The sequence below is a fragment of the uncultured Zoogloea sp. genome (assembly GCF_937894855.1).
Classification (GTDB): Bacteria; Pseudomonadota; Gammaproteobacteria; order Burkholderiales; family Rhodocyclaceae; genus Zoogloea; species Zoogloea oryzae.
This window is the reverse complement of sequence record NZ_CALAYQ010000051.1, coordinates 1-17,520: the sequence shown is the minus strand read 5'-3', so window position 1 is coordinate 17,520 and position 17,520 is coordinate 1. Positions and strand designations below refer to the sequence as shown.

Here is a 17,520-nt window from a genome sequence, read left to right as displayed (position 1 = left end):
GGGCATCAAAACGGGATTGGGAAGCCAATTCCGGGAATGAAGTCATGAGAAATCAAATAGCGAGGGTCCCGGTTGGCGCGGCTTCTCGGCGTTTTGCATCGACCTGCTAGCGCCCTGGGCGTGCTGCTGGCCCCGTCGGTGCCCCTCATCATGTACGCCATCATCGCCCGGGTGCCCATCAACACCATGTTCCTGGCGGGCGTGCTGCCGGCTCTGGTGATGGTGTTCTTCCTGCTCACCGTGGGCGGCTACCTGCGCCGGGACGGCATCGCCCAGGTGGAGCGCCCGAAGGCCGACTTCACCGCCGCCCGCAAGGCCGCCTGGGCGGCCCGCTGGGAGATCCTCGCCCCGGTGGTGGCCATCGGTTCGCTGGCCAGCGGCCTCGCCACCCCCACCGAAAGCGCGGCCCTCACCGCTGCCTACGCCCTCCTCACCCAGTCCATCGCCCACCGGGAGCTCGACGGGCCGCTGCTGCGTCGCTGCCTGGCCGACTGCGCCCAGGTGATCGGCGGCGTGATGCTGATCCTCGGCATGGCGCTCGGCCTCACCAACTATCTGGTGGATGCCGGCATCCCCGATGCGGCGGTGGAATGGGTGCAGGGCGCCCTGCCCAACCGCTTCGCCTTTCTGGTGGCGCTCAACGTCTTTTTGTTTGCGGCCGGCGCGCTGATGGAGATCTACGCCGCCATCGTGGTGCTGGTGCCCCTGCTCCTGCCGGTGGCGGTGAGCTACGGCATCGACCCGGTGCACTTCGGGGTGATCTTCCTGGCGGTGATGGAGATGGGCTTCCTGTGCCCGCCGGCGGGGATGAACATCTTTTTCGCGTCGGCCATGTTCGGCAAGCCGATCCGCGAAGTGGCCGCCTCGGTGCTGCCGGCCCTGGCGGCGATCTTCCTGGGTGCGCTGGCGATCTCGGCGCTGCCGTGGCTGGCGACGGGGCTACCGGGGTGGGTGATGGGCGGCTGAGGGTTCAGCCGGCCGGCGTTTCCCAGCGGGCGGCGGCCGAATCGTCGGCCTCCCGCGCATCCACCCAGCGCCCGCCTTCCGGGGTGTCTTCCTTCTTCCAGAAGGGCGCGCGGGTTTTCAGGTAGTCCATGATGAACTCGCAGGCCGCAAAGGCGTCGCCCCGATGGCTGCTGGCGACGCCCACGAAGACGATGCGCTCGCCCGGCTCGAGGCGGCCGAAGCGGTGGATCACCCGGGTGCCGAGCAGCTGCCAGCGGCTGCCAGCCTCGGCAACGATGGCTTCCAGCGACTTCTCGGTCATGCCCGGGTAGTGCTCGAGGGTCATGGCCGAGACGGCGCTGCCCTCCCCCGCCACCTTGTCGGCCCGCACGAGGCCGACGAAGCTCGCCACCGCGCCCACATCACTGCGGCCGGCGGACAAGGCGGCAATCTCTGCACCGACATCAAAATCGGCTTCCTGCACGCTGACGGAATTCATGGTGGGCCTCGGTGGTGGTGGTAGTGGATGGATGAATCAGCCGCCGGTGACGGGCGGGAAGAAGGCGATCTCGTCCCGGTCGGCCACGGCGGTGTCGGCGCCGGCCATCTCCTGGTTGATCGCCATCCGCACGTTGCGGCCCACATCCAGCGCCTCCCACGCGCCGCCGCGCTTGGCGAGGTGGGCACGCAGGTCGCCCAGGGTGGCGATGGTGGCCGGCAGGGTCAGCGTCTCGTGGGAGTAGCCGAGGGTTTCACGGAGGCTGGCGAAGTACAGAACCTTGATGCTCATGACGCGCTTACGAAAGAAGTTCGGAATAAGGAATGAAGCGGACCAGATCGCCCGCGGCGACCGGCTGGCCAGCCGGGTTATCCACGAGACCATCGGCCCACACGGTTGAGGTGAGGACGCCCGGGCCCTGGTTGGGGAAGAGGTCGACCTTGCCTTCGGCGCCAATGCGGGCGCGCAGGAACTCCCGGCGGCGGTCCGGCTTGGTCCAGTTGAAGCCAGCCGGCAGCGGAATCGACCGGGGCAGACAGTCGGCCACGCCCATCGAACGCAGCACGAAGGGCCGCACCAGCAGCAGGAAGGTGACGAAGCTCGACACCGGGTTGCCGGGCAGGCCGATGAAGGCCGCGCCCTCGCCGCCTGCCGGGTCGTTCACCTGACCGAAGGCCACCGGCTTGCCGGGCTTCATGGCGACGAGCCACAGATCGAGCCGGCCTTCGGCCTGCACGGCCGGGCGCACGTGGTCTTCCTCGCCCATGGACACGCCACCGCTGGTGACGATCAGGTCGTTGGCCGCGGCGGCGCTCCGCAGGGCTGCGCGGGTGGCGTCCAGGGTATCGGGCACGATGCCCAGGTCTTCCACCTCGCAGCCGAGGGCTTCGAGGAGGCCGCGCAGCACGTAGCGGTTGGAGTTGTAGATGGCGCCGGGCGGCAGCGGCTCGCCGGGCATCACCAGCTCGTCGCCGGTGGAGAACAGCGCCACCTTGAGGCGCCGGAACACCGGCAGCGTGGCGCAGCCCACCGACGCGGCGAGGCCCAGCATCTGGGGCGTGAGGCGCACGCCGGCGGAAAGCACCGTGGAACCCAGCGCGATGTCTTCGCCGGCGCGGCGGACCCACTCGCCCGCGCGGGGCACGTGGTCGATGGTCACGCTGTTGCCGTTGGCGGTGCACAGCTCCTGCATCACGACGGCGTCGGCGCCGTGAGGCACCGGGGCGCCGGTGAAGATGCGCGCGGCGGTGCCCCGCGCCAGGGTGTGGCCCACACTGCCGGCGGGGATGCGCTGGGCAACGGTGAGGCGCGCGCCGGGGGCGGTCACGTCGGCGGTGTTCACCGCGTAGCCATCCATCGACGAGTTGTCGAGGGGCGGCACGTTGAGGGACGACACCTGATCGACGGCCAGCACGCGGCCGAGGGCTTCGGCGGTGGGCACCTGTTCGATGGCGGAAACGGGCTTGGCGGCTGCCAGCAGCGCCGCCCGCACGTCGTCGAAGGGACGCATGGGATTGCTCATATCAGGCTCTGGTGTTGGAGGATGAAATCGGCCACGGCGGCCGGATCGTTGAGGTCGAGGCGCGGCAGCGGCGCTTCGAGGGGCACGTCGGTGGCGATCGCCACGATGGCCGGGTTGTCGGGATATTGCAGCGGCTTCCCCACCGCCGGGCGATGGACTTCGAGCTTGGGGATCTGCACGGCCTTGAAACCCTCGACCAGCACCAGATCGCAGGGCGACAGGCGCGCCAGTTGGGCGTCGAGATCAGGCTCGGGCTCGCCTCGCAGTTCGTGCATCAGCACCCAGCGCTCGTCGGAGATCAGCAGGATCTCGCTGGCCCCGGCCTCCCGGTGACGCCACGAATCCTTGCCCGGCTTGTCGATGTCGAAGCCGTGGTGGGCGTGCTTGATGACCGACACCTTGAGGCCGCGGCGGGTGATCTCGGGGATGACCTGCTCGATCAGCGTGGTCTTGCCCGAGCCGGACCAACCGGCAAATCCGAAAACCTTCATGCTGCTCCTTCGTGGCCGCAGGGCACCGCCAGCACCGGGGCGAAGCCGCCGCCGGGGGTGCGGAAATTGGTGGTCTGGCCGCGATAAAGCCGTGCGGTGACCAGTTGGACCTCGCCCCGATAGACGTAGTTGCGCAGGTCCATCTTGAGGGCCACCGCCTCGCCGCCCACCGACAGGCGCCGCTCAGACGGCGGCACGAGGGCCTGGGCGATGTAGTCGCCGGCGATGATCTCGTCGAACACCCGCCGGGTCAGCTTGTCGCCCCGATACGCGCCGCGGCTACCAAAGCCGCTGGCCGGCTTGAAGAACAGGCTGCGGCGTCGGGCCCAGAAATCCGCCGCCTGGGCGGCCGTGACGGCCTCGGTGCGCGGCACACCGGCGGTGATCACCGCGATGTCGGCCTCCGCCGCGCCAAGGCGGCGCAGGGCATCGGGGTTGGAGAGCAGCACCAGGTTGCGCTTGTCGGCATACAAGGCGTGGGCGCGGGGGTGCGGCGTGATGACCGCCGAGCCGACCAGCCAGGCTTCCCGCAGCGCGCGGCTGGCGGGGGCGTCGAAGGAGAAGTCGGTGAGGCGGTTATAGACCAGATCAACCCGCTGGCCATGCAGCAGCAGGCCGTCGGCGGTGTGCGCCAGCTCGGACGGATCGCAGATCCACGCGGCCACGCCGTGGCGCTCGAACAGCCGCTGGAAGAGCAGGAACTCGGGCAGCAGGTACTGGCCCTGGGGCGCCTCGTCGACGATGGCGACCGTGGTGAGCGGCGCATCGCCCCGCTCCGCCCGCCATTCGGCCTGGAACATCTCGAAGAACACCCGCTCCAGATCGCCCGAGGCGTGGCCCTGCATGGCGGCCATGGCTTCGGCCACCTCGTCGCAGCAGGCCCGCTGGGCGCGGCCGAGGATGGCGGCGAGCAGCCCGCCGCCGGCGTTGGTGTTGATCTCGATGAGCTGGGGGCCGGCATCCGAGAGGTGGAAGTCGTAGCCGAGGAACACGCCTGCCGCGCGGGTGGCGTGGCGGGCGCTTTCCGGCGCGTAGGCCAGCACCGCGTCCTGCCAGCCGGGCAAGGCCACCACGCGGTGGATGGCGGCAATCAGATCGGCCATCTGCCGCACATGCGCGGCCGACACGAAGGCCATGGACTCGGCGAAAAGGTGCGGGCGCGACTCGGCGATCATCGCCTGCAACGCACCGTCCCGCGGGTCGCGGGCGAGCGCGGCGACCAGCGCCTGACGGTCCAGCGACACGCACTGGCAGCCAGCGTTGAGGGCTTCGGCGGCGTCGACGCAGTCGTGCCCCGCCGCACTGGCCAGGCGGGCGATGAGTTCGGAAGGCGACGACGGCGCGGACGTGTTCGGATCGGTCAAGGACGGCATCGGAGCAAGGTGTCAGGCGCGGGATTGTAGCAGCGGGGGCCGACGCCGCGCCGAATGGACCGGCCAGCCCCGCAAGCAATAAAGACTCGTGCGCGAGTGGTAGCCACTTGCGCACGAATCGTGGAACGTTGCGTGCGAGCGGAGGACATTCGATCGCAAGCAGTTGCCGCTTGCGATCGAGTGATTTTTACTCGTGGGCAACTGAAATCCGTTTGCGCGCAAGCAAAAATCACTTGCGCACGAATGGCTGCGGCTTGCGCGCAAATCCGTTTTACTCGCGGCCAAGCAAATTTTCCTTGATCGCGAATCGGGTTTGCTTGCGCGCGAACGATTACGGCTCGCCGACGCCTCAGCCCTGCCGCGCGGCCGGCGGAGGCAGATCCTCGAGGAAGGCCACCACCTCGGATTCGACCTTGCTGCGGGTCATGGGCGGCAGGCTCTGCCACACCCGGCGGCCGTAGGGCTTGGTGAGCATGCGCGGGTCGCAGATGGCGAGCACGCCTTTGTCGCGCTCGGTGCGGATCAGCCGGCCGGCGCCCTGCTTGACGTTGATGACCGCCCGCGGGAGCTGATATTCCATGAAGGGGTTGCGGCCGGATTTGTTCATGTGCTCGATGCGCGCGGCGAGCACCGGGTCGTCGGGCGGGGCGAAGGGCAGCTTGTCGATGACGACGACGGACAGCGCGTCGCCCGGCACATCGACGCCTTCCCAGAAGCTCTGGCTGGCCACCAGGATGGCGTTGCCGAGCCGGCGGAAGCGCTCCAGCAATTCGGTGCGCGAGCCTTCGCCCTGGATCAGCAGGGGCAGATCGAGCTTGTCCCGCTCCAGCGCGTCGGCGATCAGCTCGTGGATGCGCCGCATGGCGCGCAGCGAGGTGCATAGCACGAAGGTGCGGCCCTGGGCGGCGCGGATCAGCGGAATCGCCACCTTGGCGACCGCATCCGGGTAGTCCGGGCTGTTGGGCTCGGGCATGTTCTGGGGCGCGTACAGCACCGCCTGGGCCGGGTAGTCGAAGGGCGAACCCCACACCGCGGTCTCGATGGGCGGCTCGACCCAGTTGAGGCCGAGCTCGCGGCAGTAATGGCCAAAATCGCGCCCCACCGCCAGGGTGGCGGACGTGAACACCCAGGCCCGCGGGTGGCCGTCCATCTGGCGCTTGAAGATCGAGGCGATGGACAGGGGCGTGGCGTTGAGGGCGAGGGTCTGGCTGAACACCTCGACCCAGCGCACCCAGTCGGTGCCCTCCGGCACCTGCCAACGGGCCAGGCGCTGCTGGATCTCCTGGGTACGGCGCAGGCAGTTGGCGAGGCCTTCGGAGCGCTCGGCCTGGGATTCGACCAGCGTGCAGAAATCGGTGAGCTCGGCATCGAGCGCGTCGACGGCTTCGTGGAATTCCTTTTTGTCGGCGAGCTGGGCGTAGCCGAAGCGGGCGTTCTCGGCCTGCACCGAGAGACGCAGATCCCGCGCAGCCTTTTCGAGCTTGCGGGTGGCTTCGATGAGGGCGAGGCAATCCCGGGCGGCGGCGACAGTCTCGGAGCGGGTGTCGCGGGCGAGCTCGAGCAGCTGGGCGGTGGACACGCTCTCGCCGAAGAACAGGCTGGCGGTTTCGGGCAGCTGGTGGGCTTCGTCGAAGATCACCGCGTTGCACGAGGGCAGCAGCTCGCCCATGCCTTCGTCGCGGAGCATCACGTCGGCAAAGAAGAGGTGGTGATTGACCACCACCACGTCGGCGTCCATCGCGGCGCGGCGGGCGGCGGCGACGAAGCATTCCTTGATGTTGGGGCATTCCTGCCCCAGGCAGTTGTCCCGGGACGAGGTGGCGAACATCCAGGCGGCGGCATCCTCGGGCACCTCGGGGCACTCGGCCTTGTCGCCGCTCTGGGTGATCTCCATGAAGCGGCCGATGGCGCGCAGGTGCCCGGCGTCTTCGGGGGTGGTGAAGCGGCCATCCACCAGATTGCGGGCCAGGTGGTAGTGGCACACGTAGTTGGCCCGGCCCTTGAGCAGCGCCACGCCCACCGGCACCTTGAGGGCAGCGCGGATGGTGGGCAGATCGCGGTTGAAGAGCTGGTCCTGGAGGGTTTTGGTGCCGGTGGAGATGATGACCTTGCCGCCGTTAAGGAGCGCGGGCACCAGATAGGCGTAGGTCTTGCCGGTGCCGGTGCCGGCCTCGGCCACCAGCACGCCGTTCTCCTTGAGGGTGTGGGCGATGTGGGCGGCCATCTCCAGCTGCTGGGGGCGCGGGGAGAAACCGGGGATCGCCGCGGCGAGGGGGCCGTCGGCGGCAAAGGCTTGTTCTACGTTCATCGGGGAAATCTATTCGAGGGCGTCCACGCGCAGCCACACCTGGCCATCGACGCGGCGGGCACCCTGGGCGTAGCCGCCGGTGCCGTAGCGGGTGGTCTGGCCGGTGACGGCGCTGCCACCGAGGGGAATCCAGCTGCCAAGGGCGCCGCTGACGGTGGTGGCGAGGCGCGACGATTCGACCGCGCCACCTTCGCCGATGCGTTCCATCGACGGGCTGATCTCGATCGTCACCTGGTTGCCGACCACCTGCGGCGCGGCAAGAAAGCCGGTGCCCACATCCATGTAGCGCACCGAATCCACCTGCACCCAGCCGCCGGGCGCGGCGCGCCATTCGCGGAACATCAGCGGCAGGGACTGGCCGACCTGGATCAGCGCCCTGCCCCCTTCGACCACCTGCACCTGCTGGCTCACGTCGTCGCGCTGCTCGCTGCTGCCGGCGCCACCGCGGATGATGACGCGGCTGTTGCCGGGCGCCAGCCGGCCGTCCACGCCCAGGCCGCCGCCGGACGCTTCGCGAACCTCACCCTGGCGCACCGACACCACCAGCCGGCGCAGCGGCGTATCCAGGGCGGTGATGGCCGCGCGGAGCTCGGCGAGGTTGCCCGGCGAGACCCGCAGCAGGATCTTGTCGTTCATGCTGCTGATCGCCCCGCCCTGCTCCACCGTCGGACGCAGGCTGGGGACGATCTGCTCGGCAGGGCGGTGCCGCAGAGGGATGATCGTGAGGCCGTAGTCAGCCGCTGCCGGCTGCGCCAGCACGGCGCACGCAACGAGGACGCAGACGGCGGATCGGCGCATCAGGCGTCAGTCGACCCGGTGGGCTTCGGCGAGGTAATCGCGGGAGCGCATCTCGATCAGGCGGCTTACGGTACGGTGGAACTCGCTGGCCTGACGGCCTTCCACGTAGAGGTCGTAGGCCTGGCATTCGGCGCTCACCAGCAGCTTGACCCGGTGGTCGTAGAGCACGTCCACCAGCCACGTGAAGCGGCGCGCCTCCGAGGCCATCGCCGCGCTCATCTTGGGCACGCGGGAGAGGATCAGCGTGTGGTGCTCGCGGGCGATCTCGAGGTAGTCGTTCTGGGAGCGGTTGCCACCGCACAGGGTTTCAAAGTCGAACCAGATCACGCCAGCAGCGCGGCGCACAACCTTGAGCTTGCGCTCCAGCACCTCGATCTCGCCGGGGGCGCCCTTGGTGCCGGCGATCTGCTCGAAATCCTTGGCGAGGTGCTTGTCCGCGGCGTCATCCGCCGGCACCAGGAAGGCGTCCATCTGCTCCAGCGTGCGCAGGCGGTAGTCGGTACCGTGATCCACCTCCACCACGTCGAAGCGACGCTTGATCATCTCGATGGTGGGCAGGAAGTTGATCCGCTGCAGGCCGTTGGGGTACAGGCCGTCCGGCGGGTAGTTCGAGGTCATCACGAAGATGGTGCCGCGGGCGAACAGCGCGTCGAGCAGCCGGCCGAGGATCATCGCGTCGGCGATGTCCGACACGTGGAACTCGTCGAAGCACAACAGGCGCGTCTGGCGGGCGATGCGGTCGGCCACCTTCTGCAGCGGATCGGGCTCGTTGTTGAGGTTCTTCAGGTCGTTCTGGACTTCCTGCATGAAGGCATGGAAGTGCACCCGGCGCTTGCGCTGATAGGGCACCGAGTCGAAGAAGCAGTCCATCAGGAAGCTCTTGCCGCGCCCCACGCCACCCCAGAAATACACGCTGCGGGGCTGCTTGGGCCGGGACAGCAGCTTGCGGATGGTGCCGCGCCGCGCCGCCTTGAAGGCCACGAGTTCGGAATACAGCCCCTGCAGACGCTGGGCCGCCGCCCGCTGGGCGGGATCGGACTTGAAGCCGCGCGCCTTGAGGAGCGACTCGTAGGCTTCGATCATGCCGTTCTCGGCAACTTTAAGGATTCGGTGCGGCATGGTGAGGATTCGGCGAAACGAAAACGGTAAAACCCAATGGGATCGGGGGCGGGCAGGCATTTTACCGCCTGACCGCCCCCGGCTGAAGACTGGCCGACCCGAAGGCCGGCCGCTTCATCAGAAGTGCAGCGGACGCTTGTCCACCGCCAGCGCTGCTTCGTGCACCACTTCCGACAGGGTCGGGTGGGCGTGGCAGATGCGGGCGAGGTCTTCCGAGGCGCCGGCGAACTCCATGGTCACAACGGCTTCGCCGATCAGCTCGGACGCGTTGGAACCAATGATGTGCACGCCGAGGATACGGTCGGTGTTGGCATCGGCGATCATCTTCACGAAACCGGCCGGGGTGCCGGCACCCAGCGCACGGCCGTTGGCCATGAACGGGATCTTGCCGACCTTGTAGGCGGCGCCTTCGGCCTTGAGCTGCTGCTCGGTCTTGCCAACCCAGGCGATTTCCGGCGAGGTGTAGATGACCCAGGGGATGGTGTCGAAGTTGGTGTGGCCCTTCTGGCCGGCCATGGTTTCGGCAACAGCAACGCCCTCTTCCATCGCCTTGTGGGCCAGCATCGGGCCGCGCACCACGTCGCCCACCGCCCAGACGCCAGGCAGGTTGGTCTGGTTGTGGCCGTCCACGTCGATGAAGCCACGCTCGTCAATCTTGAGGCCGACCGCTTCGGCGTTGAGGCCGGCGGTGTTGGGCACGCGACCGACGGAGACGATCAGGCGGTCGAACTCGACCTTCTGGGCGCCATCCTTGGTTTCGTACTCGACGGTGACCGACTTCTTGCCGACGGTAACCTTGCCGACCTTGACGGACAGCTTGATGTCGAGGCCCTGCTTGGTGAACAGCTTGAGGGCTTCCTTGGCCAGATCCTGGTCGGCAGCGCCGAGGAAGCTGTCCATGGCTTCGAGGATGGTGACTTCGGAGCCGAGACGGTTCCAGACCGAGCCCATTTCCAGGCCGATCACGCCGGAGCCGATCAGGCCGAGGCGCTTGGGCACGGAATCGATGTCCAGCGCGCCGATGTTGTCGCACACCAGCTTGTTGTCCACCGGGATGCCCGGCAGGTGACGGGCGGTGGAGCCGGTCGCCACGATGACCTGCTTGGCCTCGACGACTTCCTCGCCGACCTTGACCTGCCAGCCGCCGTCGGTCTTGGCGACGAAGGAACCGTGGCCAGCCAGGAAGGTGACCTTGTTCTTCTTGAACAGGCCCTTGATGCCGGCAGTCAGCTGCTCGACGATCTTGGACTTGCGGCCGATCATCTTGGCCACGTCGATCTTCGGCGTGCCAACGCTGATGCCCTGCTCTTCGAAGGCGTGACCGGCTTCTTCAAACAGGTGCGAGGTGTGCAGCAGCGCCTTGGACGGGATGCAGCCCACGTTGAGGCAGGTGCCGCCCAGGCGCGGTTCGCCCTTCGGATCGGCATAGGGATTGGATTCGGCGCAGGCCGTGTTGAAACCGAGTTGCGCGGCGCGGATCGCAGCCACGTAGCCGCCGGGGCCGCCGCCGATAACCAGAACGTCGAATTGCTTCGCCATGTGTGTTCTTCCTTGTTCGGATTGAAACAAGGCACGGCAGCGACAGGAACCCTGCCGCGGCCGTGCCTCGGGTCAGTTAGATCAGACTTCCAGCAGCAGACGGGACGGATCTTCCATCGCTTCCTTCATGGTCACGAGACCCAGCACGGCTTCGCGGCCGTCGATGATCCGGTGATCGTAGGACATGGCGAGGTAGTTGATCGGACGGACCACGACCTGACCATTTTCGACGACGGCACGGTCCTTTGTGGCGTGGATGCCCAGGATCGCGGACTGCGGCGGGTTGATGATCGGGGTGGACATCATCGAACCGAACACACCACCGTTGGAGATGGAGAAGGTGCCACCGGTGAGCTCTTCGATGGAGATCTTGCCGTCCTTGGCCTTCTGGCCGTATTCGGCGATCTTCTTCTCGATGTCGGCGATGGACATCTGGTCGGCATCACGCAGGATCGGCACCACCAGGCCACGGGGCGAACCGACGGCGATGCCGATGTCGATGTAGCCGTGGTAGATGATGTCGTTGCCGTCCACCGAGGCGTTCAGGATCGGGAACTTCTTCAGGGCAGCAACCGCGGCCTTGACGAAGAAACCCATGAAGCCCAGACGCACGCCGTGGGCCTTCTCGAACTTCTCGGCGTACTGCTTGCGCAGGGCCATGACCGGCGCCATGTTGACTTCGTTGAAGGTCGTCAGGATGGCGTTTTCGTTCTTCGACTGGATCAGGCGCTCGGCGATACGGGCGCGCAGACGGGTCATCGGAACGCGCTGCTCGGCACGGTCGCCGGTGGCCACGGCAACCGCCGGGGCGGCAGCGACGGCGGCAGGCTTGGCCTGGGCAGCAACGGCGTCTTCCTTGGTCACACGACCGCCACGGCCGGAGCCGGCGACGTCGGCGGCAGCAATGCCCTTCTCGTCGAGGATCTTGCGGGCGGACGGGCTGGCGGCGGAAACCGGAGCAGCAGCGGCAGCAGCCGGGGCAGCGGCCGGAGCGGCAGCGGCAGCCGGAGCGCCGGCAGCGGCCTTGGCTTCGGTGTCGATAGTGGCGATGACTTCACCGGAGGTCACGGAGTCGCCGCCGTTCTTGACGATCTTGACGAGCACGCCATCGGCCGGTGCCGGGGTTTCCAGCACGACCTTGTCGGTCTCGATGTCGATCAGGTTCTCGTCGCGGGAAACAGCGTCGCCTTCCTTTTTGTGCCAGCTAACCAGCGTGGCTTCGGAGACGGACTCGGACAGTTGCGGCACTTTGACTTCGATCAGCATGTTTTCTCCCTTGTGTTCAGTTCGGCATGGATTGCATCAGGCCTTGATTTCGCCGAATGCATTTTCGATGACAGCCTTTTGTTGCGCGTTGTGCTTGGCGTAGTAGCCGACAGCCGGCGAAGCCGCCGCGGGACGGGCCACAAGCAGGAACTTGTGGTCTTCACCGAGGTTGCTGTCTAGGTGGTGGCGCGAGGCCAGCCAGTACCAGACACCCTGGTTGCGCGGCTCTTCCTGCACCCACACCACTTCCTTGGCGTTCGGGTACTTGTTCACCTCGGCCGCGAAGGCCTCGGCCGGGAACGGATAGAGCTGTTCCATGCGCACGATGGCGATGTCGTCGATGCCCTGGGCACGACGGTGAGCCAGCAGTTCGTAGTAGATCTTGCCGGAGCACAGCAGGACGCGCTTGACCTTCTTGGCATCGAGCTCGTCGATCTCGCCGATGACGGTCTGGAAGGTGCCCTTGGAGAGCTCCTCCAGCGAGGAGACGGCATCCTTGTGACGCAGCAGGGACTTCGGCGTGATGATCACCAGCGGCTTGCGCAGCTTGCGCAGGGCCTGCCGACGCAGCAGGTGGAAGATCTGCGACGGGCCGGACGGGATGCACACTTCCATGTTCATCTCGGCACACAGCTGCATGTAGCGCTCGATACGGGCGGAAGAGTGCTCGGGGCCCTGACCTTCGTAGCCGTGCGGCAGCATCATCACGAGACCGCACTGACGGCCCCACTTAGCTTCACCGGAGCTGATGAACTGGTCCATCACCACCTGGGCGCCGTTGGCGAAGTCGCCGAACTGGGCTTCCCAGATCACGAGCTGGTTCGGCTCGGCCGACGCGTAGCCGTATTCGAAGGCCAGCACGGCTTCTTCGGACAGCACGGAGTCGTAGCAGTAGAACGGGGCCTGGCCGTCGCGGATGTTCTGCAGCGGGTAGTAGGTGCCATCGTGCCACTGGTCACGGTTCTGATCGTGCAGCGCAGCGTGACGGTGGAAGAAGGTGCCACGGCCGACGTCCTCGCCCGAGATGCGGATGCCGAAGCCCTGAACCACCAGGCTGGCGTAGGCGAGGTTTTCGCCCATGCCCCAGTCGAGGGCCAGCTTGCCTTCGCCCATCGCCTTGCGATCGTCGATAATCTTCTGGACGCGGGGGTGCAGCACGAAGCCTTCCGGGGTGGTCGTCAGGGCTTTGGAGAGCCGCTTGAGTTCCGCCATCGGCACCTTGCTGTCGCACTTGTCGGTGTACTTCTTGTTGGCGTACGGACCCCAGTCCTGGGAGAACTGGCGCTTGAAGTCGGACAGCACCGGATTGGCCAGCAGCTCGCCCTTGTCGAGGGCCGCGCGGTAATCCTTGATGAACTGTTCCGGCTCGTCGGCCTGGCAGACGCCCTGGGCAACCAGCTTTTCCGCGTACAGCTTGCGGGTGCCGGGGTGCTTGGCGATCTTCTTGTACATCAGCGGCTGGGTCACCATCGGCTCGTCGGCTTCGTTGTGGCCGAGCTTGCGATAGCAGACGATGTCGACAACCACGTCCTTCTTGAATTCCTGACGGTACTCGACAGCCAGGCCCATGACGAACGCGACCGCCTCCGGATCGTCGCCATTGACGTGGAAGATCGGGGCCTCGGCCATCTTGAAGATGTCCGTGCAGTACAGCGAGGAGCGGTAATCGCGCGGATCCGAGGTGGTGAAACCGATCTGGTTGTTCACCACGATGTGGATCGTGCCGCCCGTGCCGTAGCCGCGGGTCTGCGCGAAGTTGAGCATTTCCTGGTTGACGCCCTGACCAGCAACGGCCGCATCACCGTGGATGATGACGGGCACGACTTCGGACTTGCCGTTCTCGCCACGACGGGTCTGACGGGCATACACCGAGCCCTCGACCACCGGATTGACGATTTCCAGGTGCGACGGGTTGAACGCCAGCGTGAGGTGCACCGGACCACCGGCGGTCATCACGTCGCTGGAGAAGCCCATGTGGTACTTCACGTCACCCGCGGACAGATCGGAAGCAGCCTTGCCTTCGAACTCGGAGAACAGCATGCTCGGGGACTTGCCGAGGGTGTTCACCAGCACGTTGAGGCGGCCACGGTGGGCCATGCCGATCACGATTTCCTGGACGCCCTTGCTACCCGCGACGCGGATCAGTTCGTCCATCGCGACGATGGTGCTCTCACCACCTTCCAGCGAGAAACGCTTCTGACCGACGTATTTGGTGTGCAGGTAACGCTCCATGGTCTCGGCGGCGGTGAGGCGCTCGAGGATGCGACGCTGCTTCTGATTGTCGAAGGTCGGACGGCCGCGGGTCGGCTCGAGTCGCGCCTGGATCCAGCGCTTCTCACCGATGTCGGTCATGTACATGTACTCGGCGCCGATGGAGCCGCAGTAGGTCTGACGCACGGCGTCGAGGATCTCGCGCAGGGTGGCGCGATCGCCCGGCAGGCCGTGGAACGAGCCGGTGTTGAAGGTCTCGTTGAGATCCGCCTCGGTGAAGCCGTAGTGGGACAGCTCGAGTTCGTGGATCTCGGGACGCTCGGTCCGCTTCAGCGGGTCGAGTTGCGCCCAGCGGGTGCCCAGGAAACGGTGGGCGTTGATCAGTTGCAGGACGCTGACCTGCTTCTGGTCGGCGCCGCTCGCCACCACGGTGCGCACCGGGCCGCGCTTCGCCATGTCGGCAAAGGCGTTGATGATCGGGTAATGGGCTACATCCCGGCCGTTGCCCGGCGTGTTCTGCAGCGCGTCGAAATAGGTCCGCCATTCATCGGAGACGGAATCCGGATTGTCGAGATAGTTCTCGTAAAGTTCCTCGATGAACGGAGCATTGCTGCCGAACAGTTGGGAGCTCTCAAAAAGCTGTTTCATCATGGGCGACCACCAGGCTTGTGTCTTGTCTTCTGAGTGTTTATGCGGTGGGGAGAAATCCCTGATTCTGTGTTCTTATGGACAAACGAAGCGGGATGGCCCAATGATCGACCATCCCGCGTTCGTTTCCCCTGTTTCCCCCTCCCCCTCCGTATTGCTTAGCCGCGTTGAGCCAGCGGCACGACGTTGCGACGGGCGGCGCCGATGTACAGCTGACGCGGACGACCGATCTTGTATTCCGGATCGGTGATCATTTCTTCCCACTGGGTCATCCAGCCGACGGTGCGGGCCAGCGCGAAGATGCATGTGAACATGTCGGTCGGGATGCCAAGCGCCTTCTGGACGATGCCGGAGTAGAAGTCCACGTTCGGGTAGAGCTTCTTCTCGACGAAGTACTGATCTTCCAGAGCGATCTTTTCGAGTTCCATCGCCAGCTTGAACAGGCGGTCGTTCTCGAGGCCCAGTTCGCCCAGCACGTCGTGGCAGACCTTGCGCATCAGCTTGGCGCGCGGGTCGAAGTTCTTGTAGACGCGGTGACCGAAGCCCATCAGCTTGAAGCTGTCGTTCTTGTCCTTGGCGCGGGCGATGTACTCGCCGACGCGGGAGACGTCACCGATCTCTTCCAGCATGTTCAGGCAGGCTTCGTTCGCACCGCCGTGCGCCGGGCCCCACAGGCAGGCGATGCCGGCAGCGATACAGGCGAACGGGTTGGCACCGGACGAACCGGCCAGACGCACCGTGGAGGTGGAGGCGTTCTGCTCGTGATCGGCGTGCAGCGTGAAGATCACGTCCAGCGCACGGACCAGCACCGGGTTCGGCACGTACTTTTCGCACGGGTTGCCGAACATCATGCGCATGAAGTTGGCGGTGTAGTCCAACTCGTTGTCCGGGTACATGAACGGCATGCCGGTGTTGTACTTGTAGGCCATCGCAACGATGGTCGGCAGCTTGGCAACCAGACGGTTGAAGCTGACGTTGCGGTGCTCCACGTCGGAGAAGTCCATGGCATCGTGGTAGAAGGCGGACAGCGCGCCAACCACACCGGTCATGACGGCCATCGGGTGGGCGTCACGGCGGAAGCCGGAGTAGAACTTGGACAGCTGCTCGTGCACCATCGTGTGCTTCTTGATGGTGTTCTCGAAGTCGGACTTCTGAGCGGCATTGGGCAGCTCGCCGTTCTTCAACAGGTAGGTGACTTCGAGGAAGTTGCAGTTGTCGGCCAGTTGCTCGATCGGGTAGCCGCGGTACAGCAGTTCGCCCTTGTCACCGTCAATGTAGGTGACCTTGGACTGGCAGCTGGCCGTGGACAGGAAACCGGAGTCGTACGTGAAGTACCCGGTCTTTCCGCCGAGGGTGCGGATATCGATCACATCATTGCCATGCGTCCCCGACATGATCGGAAACTCTACGGCCTTGCCATCTACGGTCAGTGTAGCAGTACGTTGCGTGGTCATATTTTGGTCCCTTTTCCCTGTTGAAACTCCACAACTCCCTAGCGATGCCCTGCCCCGTCAGCCGACCCGGAGCAGATCCATCATTTCCTTCCAGCGGTCGTTGGTGACCGGCTGGCTGCCGTTGACCATGGCCCAGAGGTCATGGTCTTCGACGAGCAGCAGGTCATCCAGATCCGCCAGTTGATCGTCGGTGAGACGATCGAAGTGCCTTTCGAGGAAGCGCGTGAACACCAGATCGAGCTCCAGAAGAGCCCGACGGCACTGCCAGCGCACGCGCCCCCGATTGAGCGTCATACGGCGCGACGGACCATCATGTCCTTGATCTTGCCGATCGCCTTGGTCGGGTTGAGACCCTTCGGGCAGACGTCGACGCAGTTCATGATGGAGTGACAGCGGAAGAGACGGTACGGATCTTCCAGGTTGTCGAGACGCTCACTGGTCGCCTGGTCGCGGGTGTCGGCGAGGAAGCGGTAAGCCGCCAGCAGGCCGGCCGGACCAACGAACTTGTCCGGATTCCACCAGAACGACGGGCAGCTCGTGGAGCAGCACGCGCAAAGGATGCACTCGTAGAGACCATTGAGCTCTTCCCGATCTTCCGGGCTCTGGAGGCGTTCGCGCTCCGGGGCCGGATCGTTGTTGACCAGGTAGGGCTTGATCGAGTGGTATTGCTTGAAGAACTGGGTCATGTCGACGATCACGTCGCGGATGACCGGCAGGCCGGGCAGCGGGCGGATGGTGATCGGCTGGGCCAGCTCTTCGACGCTGGTCAGACAGGCCAGACCGTTCTTGCCGTTGATGTTCATGGCGTCGGAGCCACACACACCTTCACGGCAGGAGCGACGGAAGGACAGGGTGTCGTCCTTGGCCTTCAGACGGACCAGCGCGTCGAGGAGCTTCTTGTCGGACTCTTCGAGTTCGACAGAGATGTCCTGCATGTAGGGCTTGTCGTCCTTGTCCGGATTGTAGCGGTAGATCTTGAACTGTACGGTTCGCTTGCTGCTCATCTTCTAATCTCCGGAACGCTCAGTAGGTACGCTTGGCCAGCGCGATCGGCTCGACGTCGGCGGACATCGGCTGCAGATTGACCGGCTTGTAGTCGAGGCGGTTGCCCTCGCTGTACCACAGCGTGTGCTTGAGCCAGTTCTTGTCGTCACGGCCGTTGGGGGTCTCGGCGCAATCGAGTGCATCATCACGCACGTGGGCGCCGCGGGATTCCTTGCGCGCCTCGGCGGAGATCATGGTCGCCTTGGCGACTTCGATCAGGTTGTCGAGTTCGAGGGCTTCGGTACGGGCGGTGTTCCAGACCTTGGACTTGTCCTTGATCTGGGTGTGCTTGGCGCGCTCGGC

Annotated in this window: 15 protein-coding genes and 1 pseudogene; 1 reads left to right on the top strand and 15 read right to left on the bottom strand. The window is 65.8% G+C overall.

The genetic code is table 11. The features are described 5' to 3' along the window. The first annotated feature begins 93 nt into the window (after positions 1–93). Positions 94–966 (top strand): TRAP transporter large permease subunit, encoded by an 873-nt coding sequence (locus Q0672_RS07260; protein WP_298621185.1) that lies wholly within the window; start codon positions 94–96, stop codon positions 964–966. Positions 967–970: 4 nt separating this feature from the next. Here the strand turns inward: Q0672_RS07260 and moaE are convergent, their stop codons facing one another. The 15 genes and pseudogenes from moaE to Q0672_RS07185 form a co-directional block, all read right to left on the bottom strand. Further along, a complete protein-coding gene (gene moaE, locus Q0672_RS07255) occupies positions 971–1,444 on the bottom strand; it encodes a molybdopterin synthase catalytic subunit MoaE (protein ID WP_298621183.1) in 474 nt (157 codons plus the stop codon). Between the two features lie 36 nt (positions 1,445–1,480). Next, positions 1,481–1,735, bottom strand: a complete 255-nt coding sequence (gene moaD, locus Q0672_RS07250; protein WP_153161633.1) for a molybdopterin converting factor subunit 1 — start codon at positions 1,733–1,735, stop codon at positions 1,481–1,483. A 7-nt stretch (positions 1,736–1,742) separates the two neighbouring features. Continuing rightward, positions 1,743–2,966 (bottom strand): gephyrin-like molybdotransferase Glp, encoded by a 1,224-nt coding sequence (gene glp, locus Q0672_RS07245; RefSeq protein ID WP_298621179.1) that lies wholly within the window; start codon positions 2,964–2,966, stop codon positions 1,743–1,745. Further along, positions 2,963–3,457: a molybdopterin-guanine dinucleotide biosynthesis protein B gene (gene mobB, locus Q0672_RS07240; protein WP_298621176.1), complete on the bottom strand. Its 495-nt coding sequence runs from the start codon at positions 3,455–3,457 to the stop codon at positions 2,963–2,965. The genes glp and mobB overlap by 4 nt, the downstream gene beginning before the upstream one ends. Next, positions 3,454–4,821, bottom strand: coding sequence for a hypothetical protein (locus Q0672_RS07235; protein ID WP_298621173.1), 1,368 nt, complete (start codon positions 4,819–4,821; stop codon positions 3,454–3,456). The genes mobB and Q0672_RS07235 overlap by 4 nt, the downstream gene beginning before the upstream one ends. Before the next feature lie 358 nt (positions 4,822–5,179). Continuing rightward, on the bottom strand, positions 5,180–7,138 hold the full coding sequence (locus Q0672_RS07230) for an ATP-dependent DNA helicase (RefSeq protein WP_298621171.1): 1,959 nt from the start codon (positions 7,136–7,138) through the stop codon (positions 5,180–5,182). Positions 7,139–7,147: 9 nt separating this feature from the next. Then, positions 7,148–7,936 carry a hypothetical protein gene (locus Q0672_RS07225; RefSeq protein WP_298621168.1) on the bottom strand — a complete coding sequence of 263 codons (789 nt, stop codon included), beginning with the start codon at positions 7,934–7,936 and terminating at the stop codon, positions 7,148–7,150. 6 nt (positions 7,937–7,942) lie between these two features. After that, entirely contained in the window at positions 7,943–9,055 is a 1,113-nt protein-coding gene (gene zapE / locus Q0672_RS07220) for a cell division protein ZapE (RefSeq protein ID WP_298621166.1), read from the bottom strand. A gap of 117 nt (positions 9,056–9,172) precedes the next feature. Further along, entirely contained in the window at positions 9,173–10,594 is a 1,422-nt protein-coding gene (gene lpdA, locus Q0672_RS07215; RefSeq protein WP_298621165.1) for a dihydrolipoyl dehydrogenase, read from the bottom strand. 81 nt (positions 10,595–10,675) lie between these two features. Next, positions 10,676–11,860, bottom strand: coding sequence for a 2-oxoglutarate dehydrogenase complex dihydrolipoyllysine-residue succinyltransferase (odhB, locus tag Q0672_RS07210; RefSeq protein WP_298621162.1), 1,185 nt, complete (start codon positions 11,858–11,860; stop codon positions 10,676–10,678). Positions 11,861–11,896: 36 nt separating this feature from the next. Further along, positions 11,897–14,722 carry a 2-oxoglutarate dehydrogenase E1 component gene (locus tag Q0672_RS07205; protein WP_298621159.1) on the bottom strand — a complete coding sequence of 942 codons (2,826 nt, stop codon included), beginning with the start codon at positions 14,720–14,722 and terminating at the stop codon, positions 11,897–11,899. A 155-nt stretch (positions 14,723–14,877) separates the two neighbouring features. Further along, a complete protein-coding gene (gltA, locus tag Q0672_RS07200) occupies positions 14,878–16,173 on the bottom strand; it encodes a citrate synthase (protein WP_298621157.1) in 1,296 nt (431 codons plus the stop codon). Positions 16,174–16,230: 57 nt separating this feature from the next. Next, positions 16,231–16,467, bottom strand: coding sequence for a succinate dehydrogenase assembly factor 2 (locus Q0672_RS07195; protein WP_298621155.1), 237 nt, complete (start codon positions 16,465–16,467; stop codon positions 16,231–16,233). Next, a complete protein-coding gene (locus Q0672_RS07190) occupies positions 16,464–17,177 on the bottom strand; it encodes a succinate dehydrogenase iron-sulfur subunit (protein WP_153161644.1) in 714 nt (237 codons plus the stop codon). The genes Q0672_RS07195 and Q0672_RS07190 overlap by 4 nt, the downstream gene beginning before the upstream one ends. A gap of 19 nt (positions 17,178–17,196) precedes the next feature. Beyond that, positions 17,197–17,520: pseudogene (locus Q0672_RS07185) on the bottom strand (succinate dehydrogenase/fumarate reductase flavoprotein subunit); the annotation flags it as partial.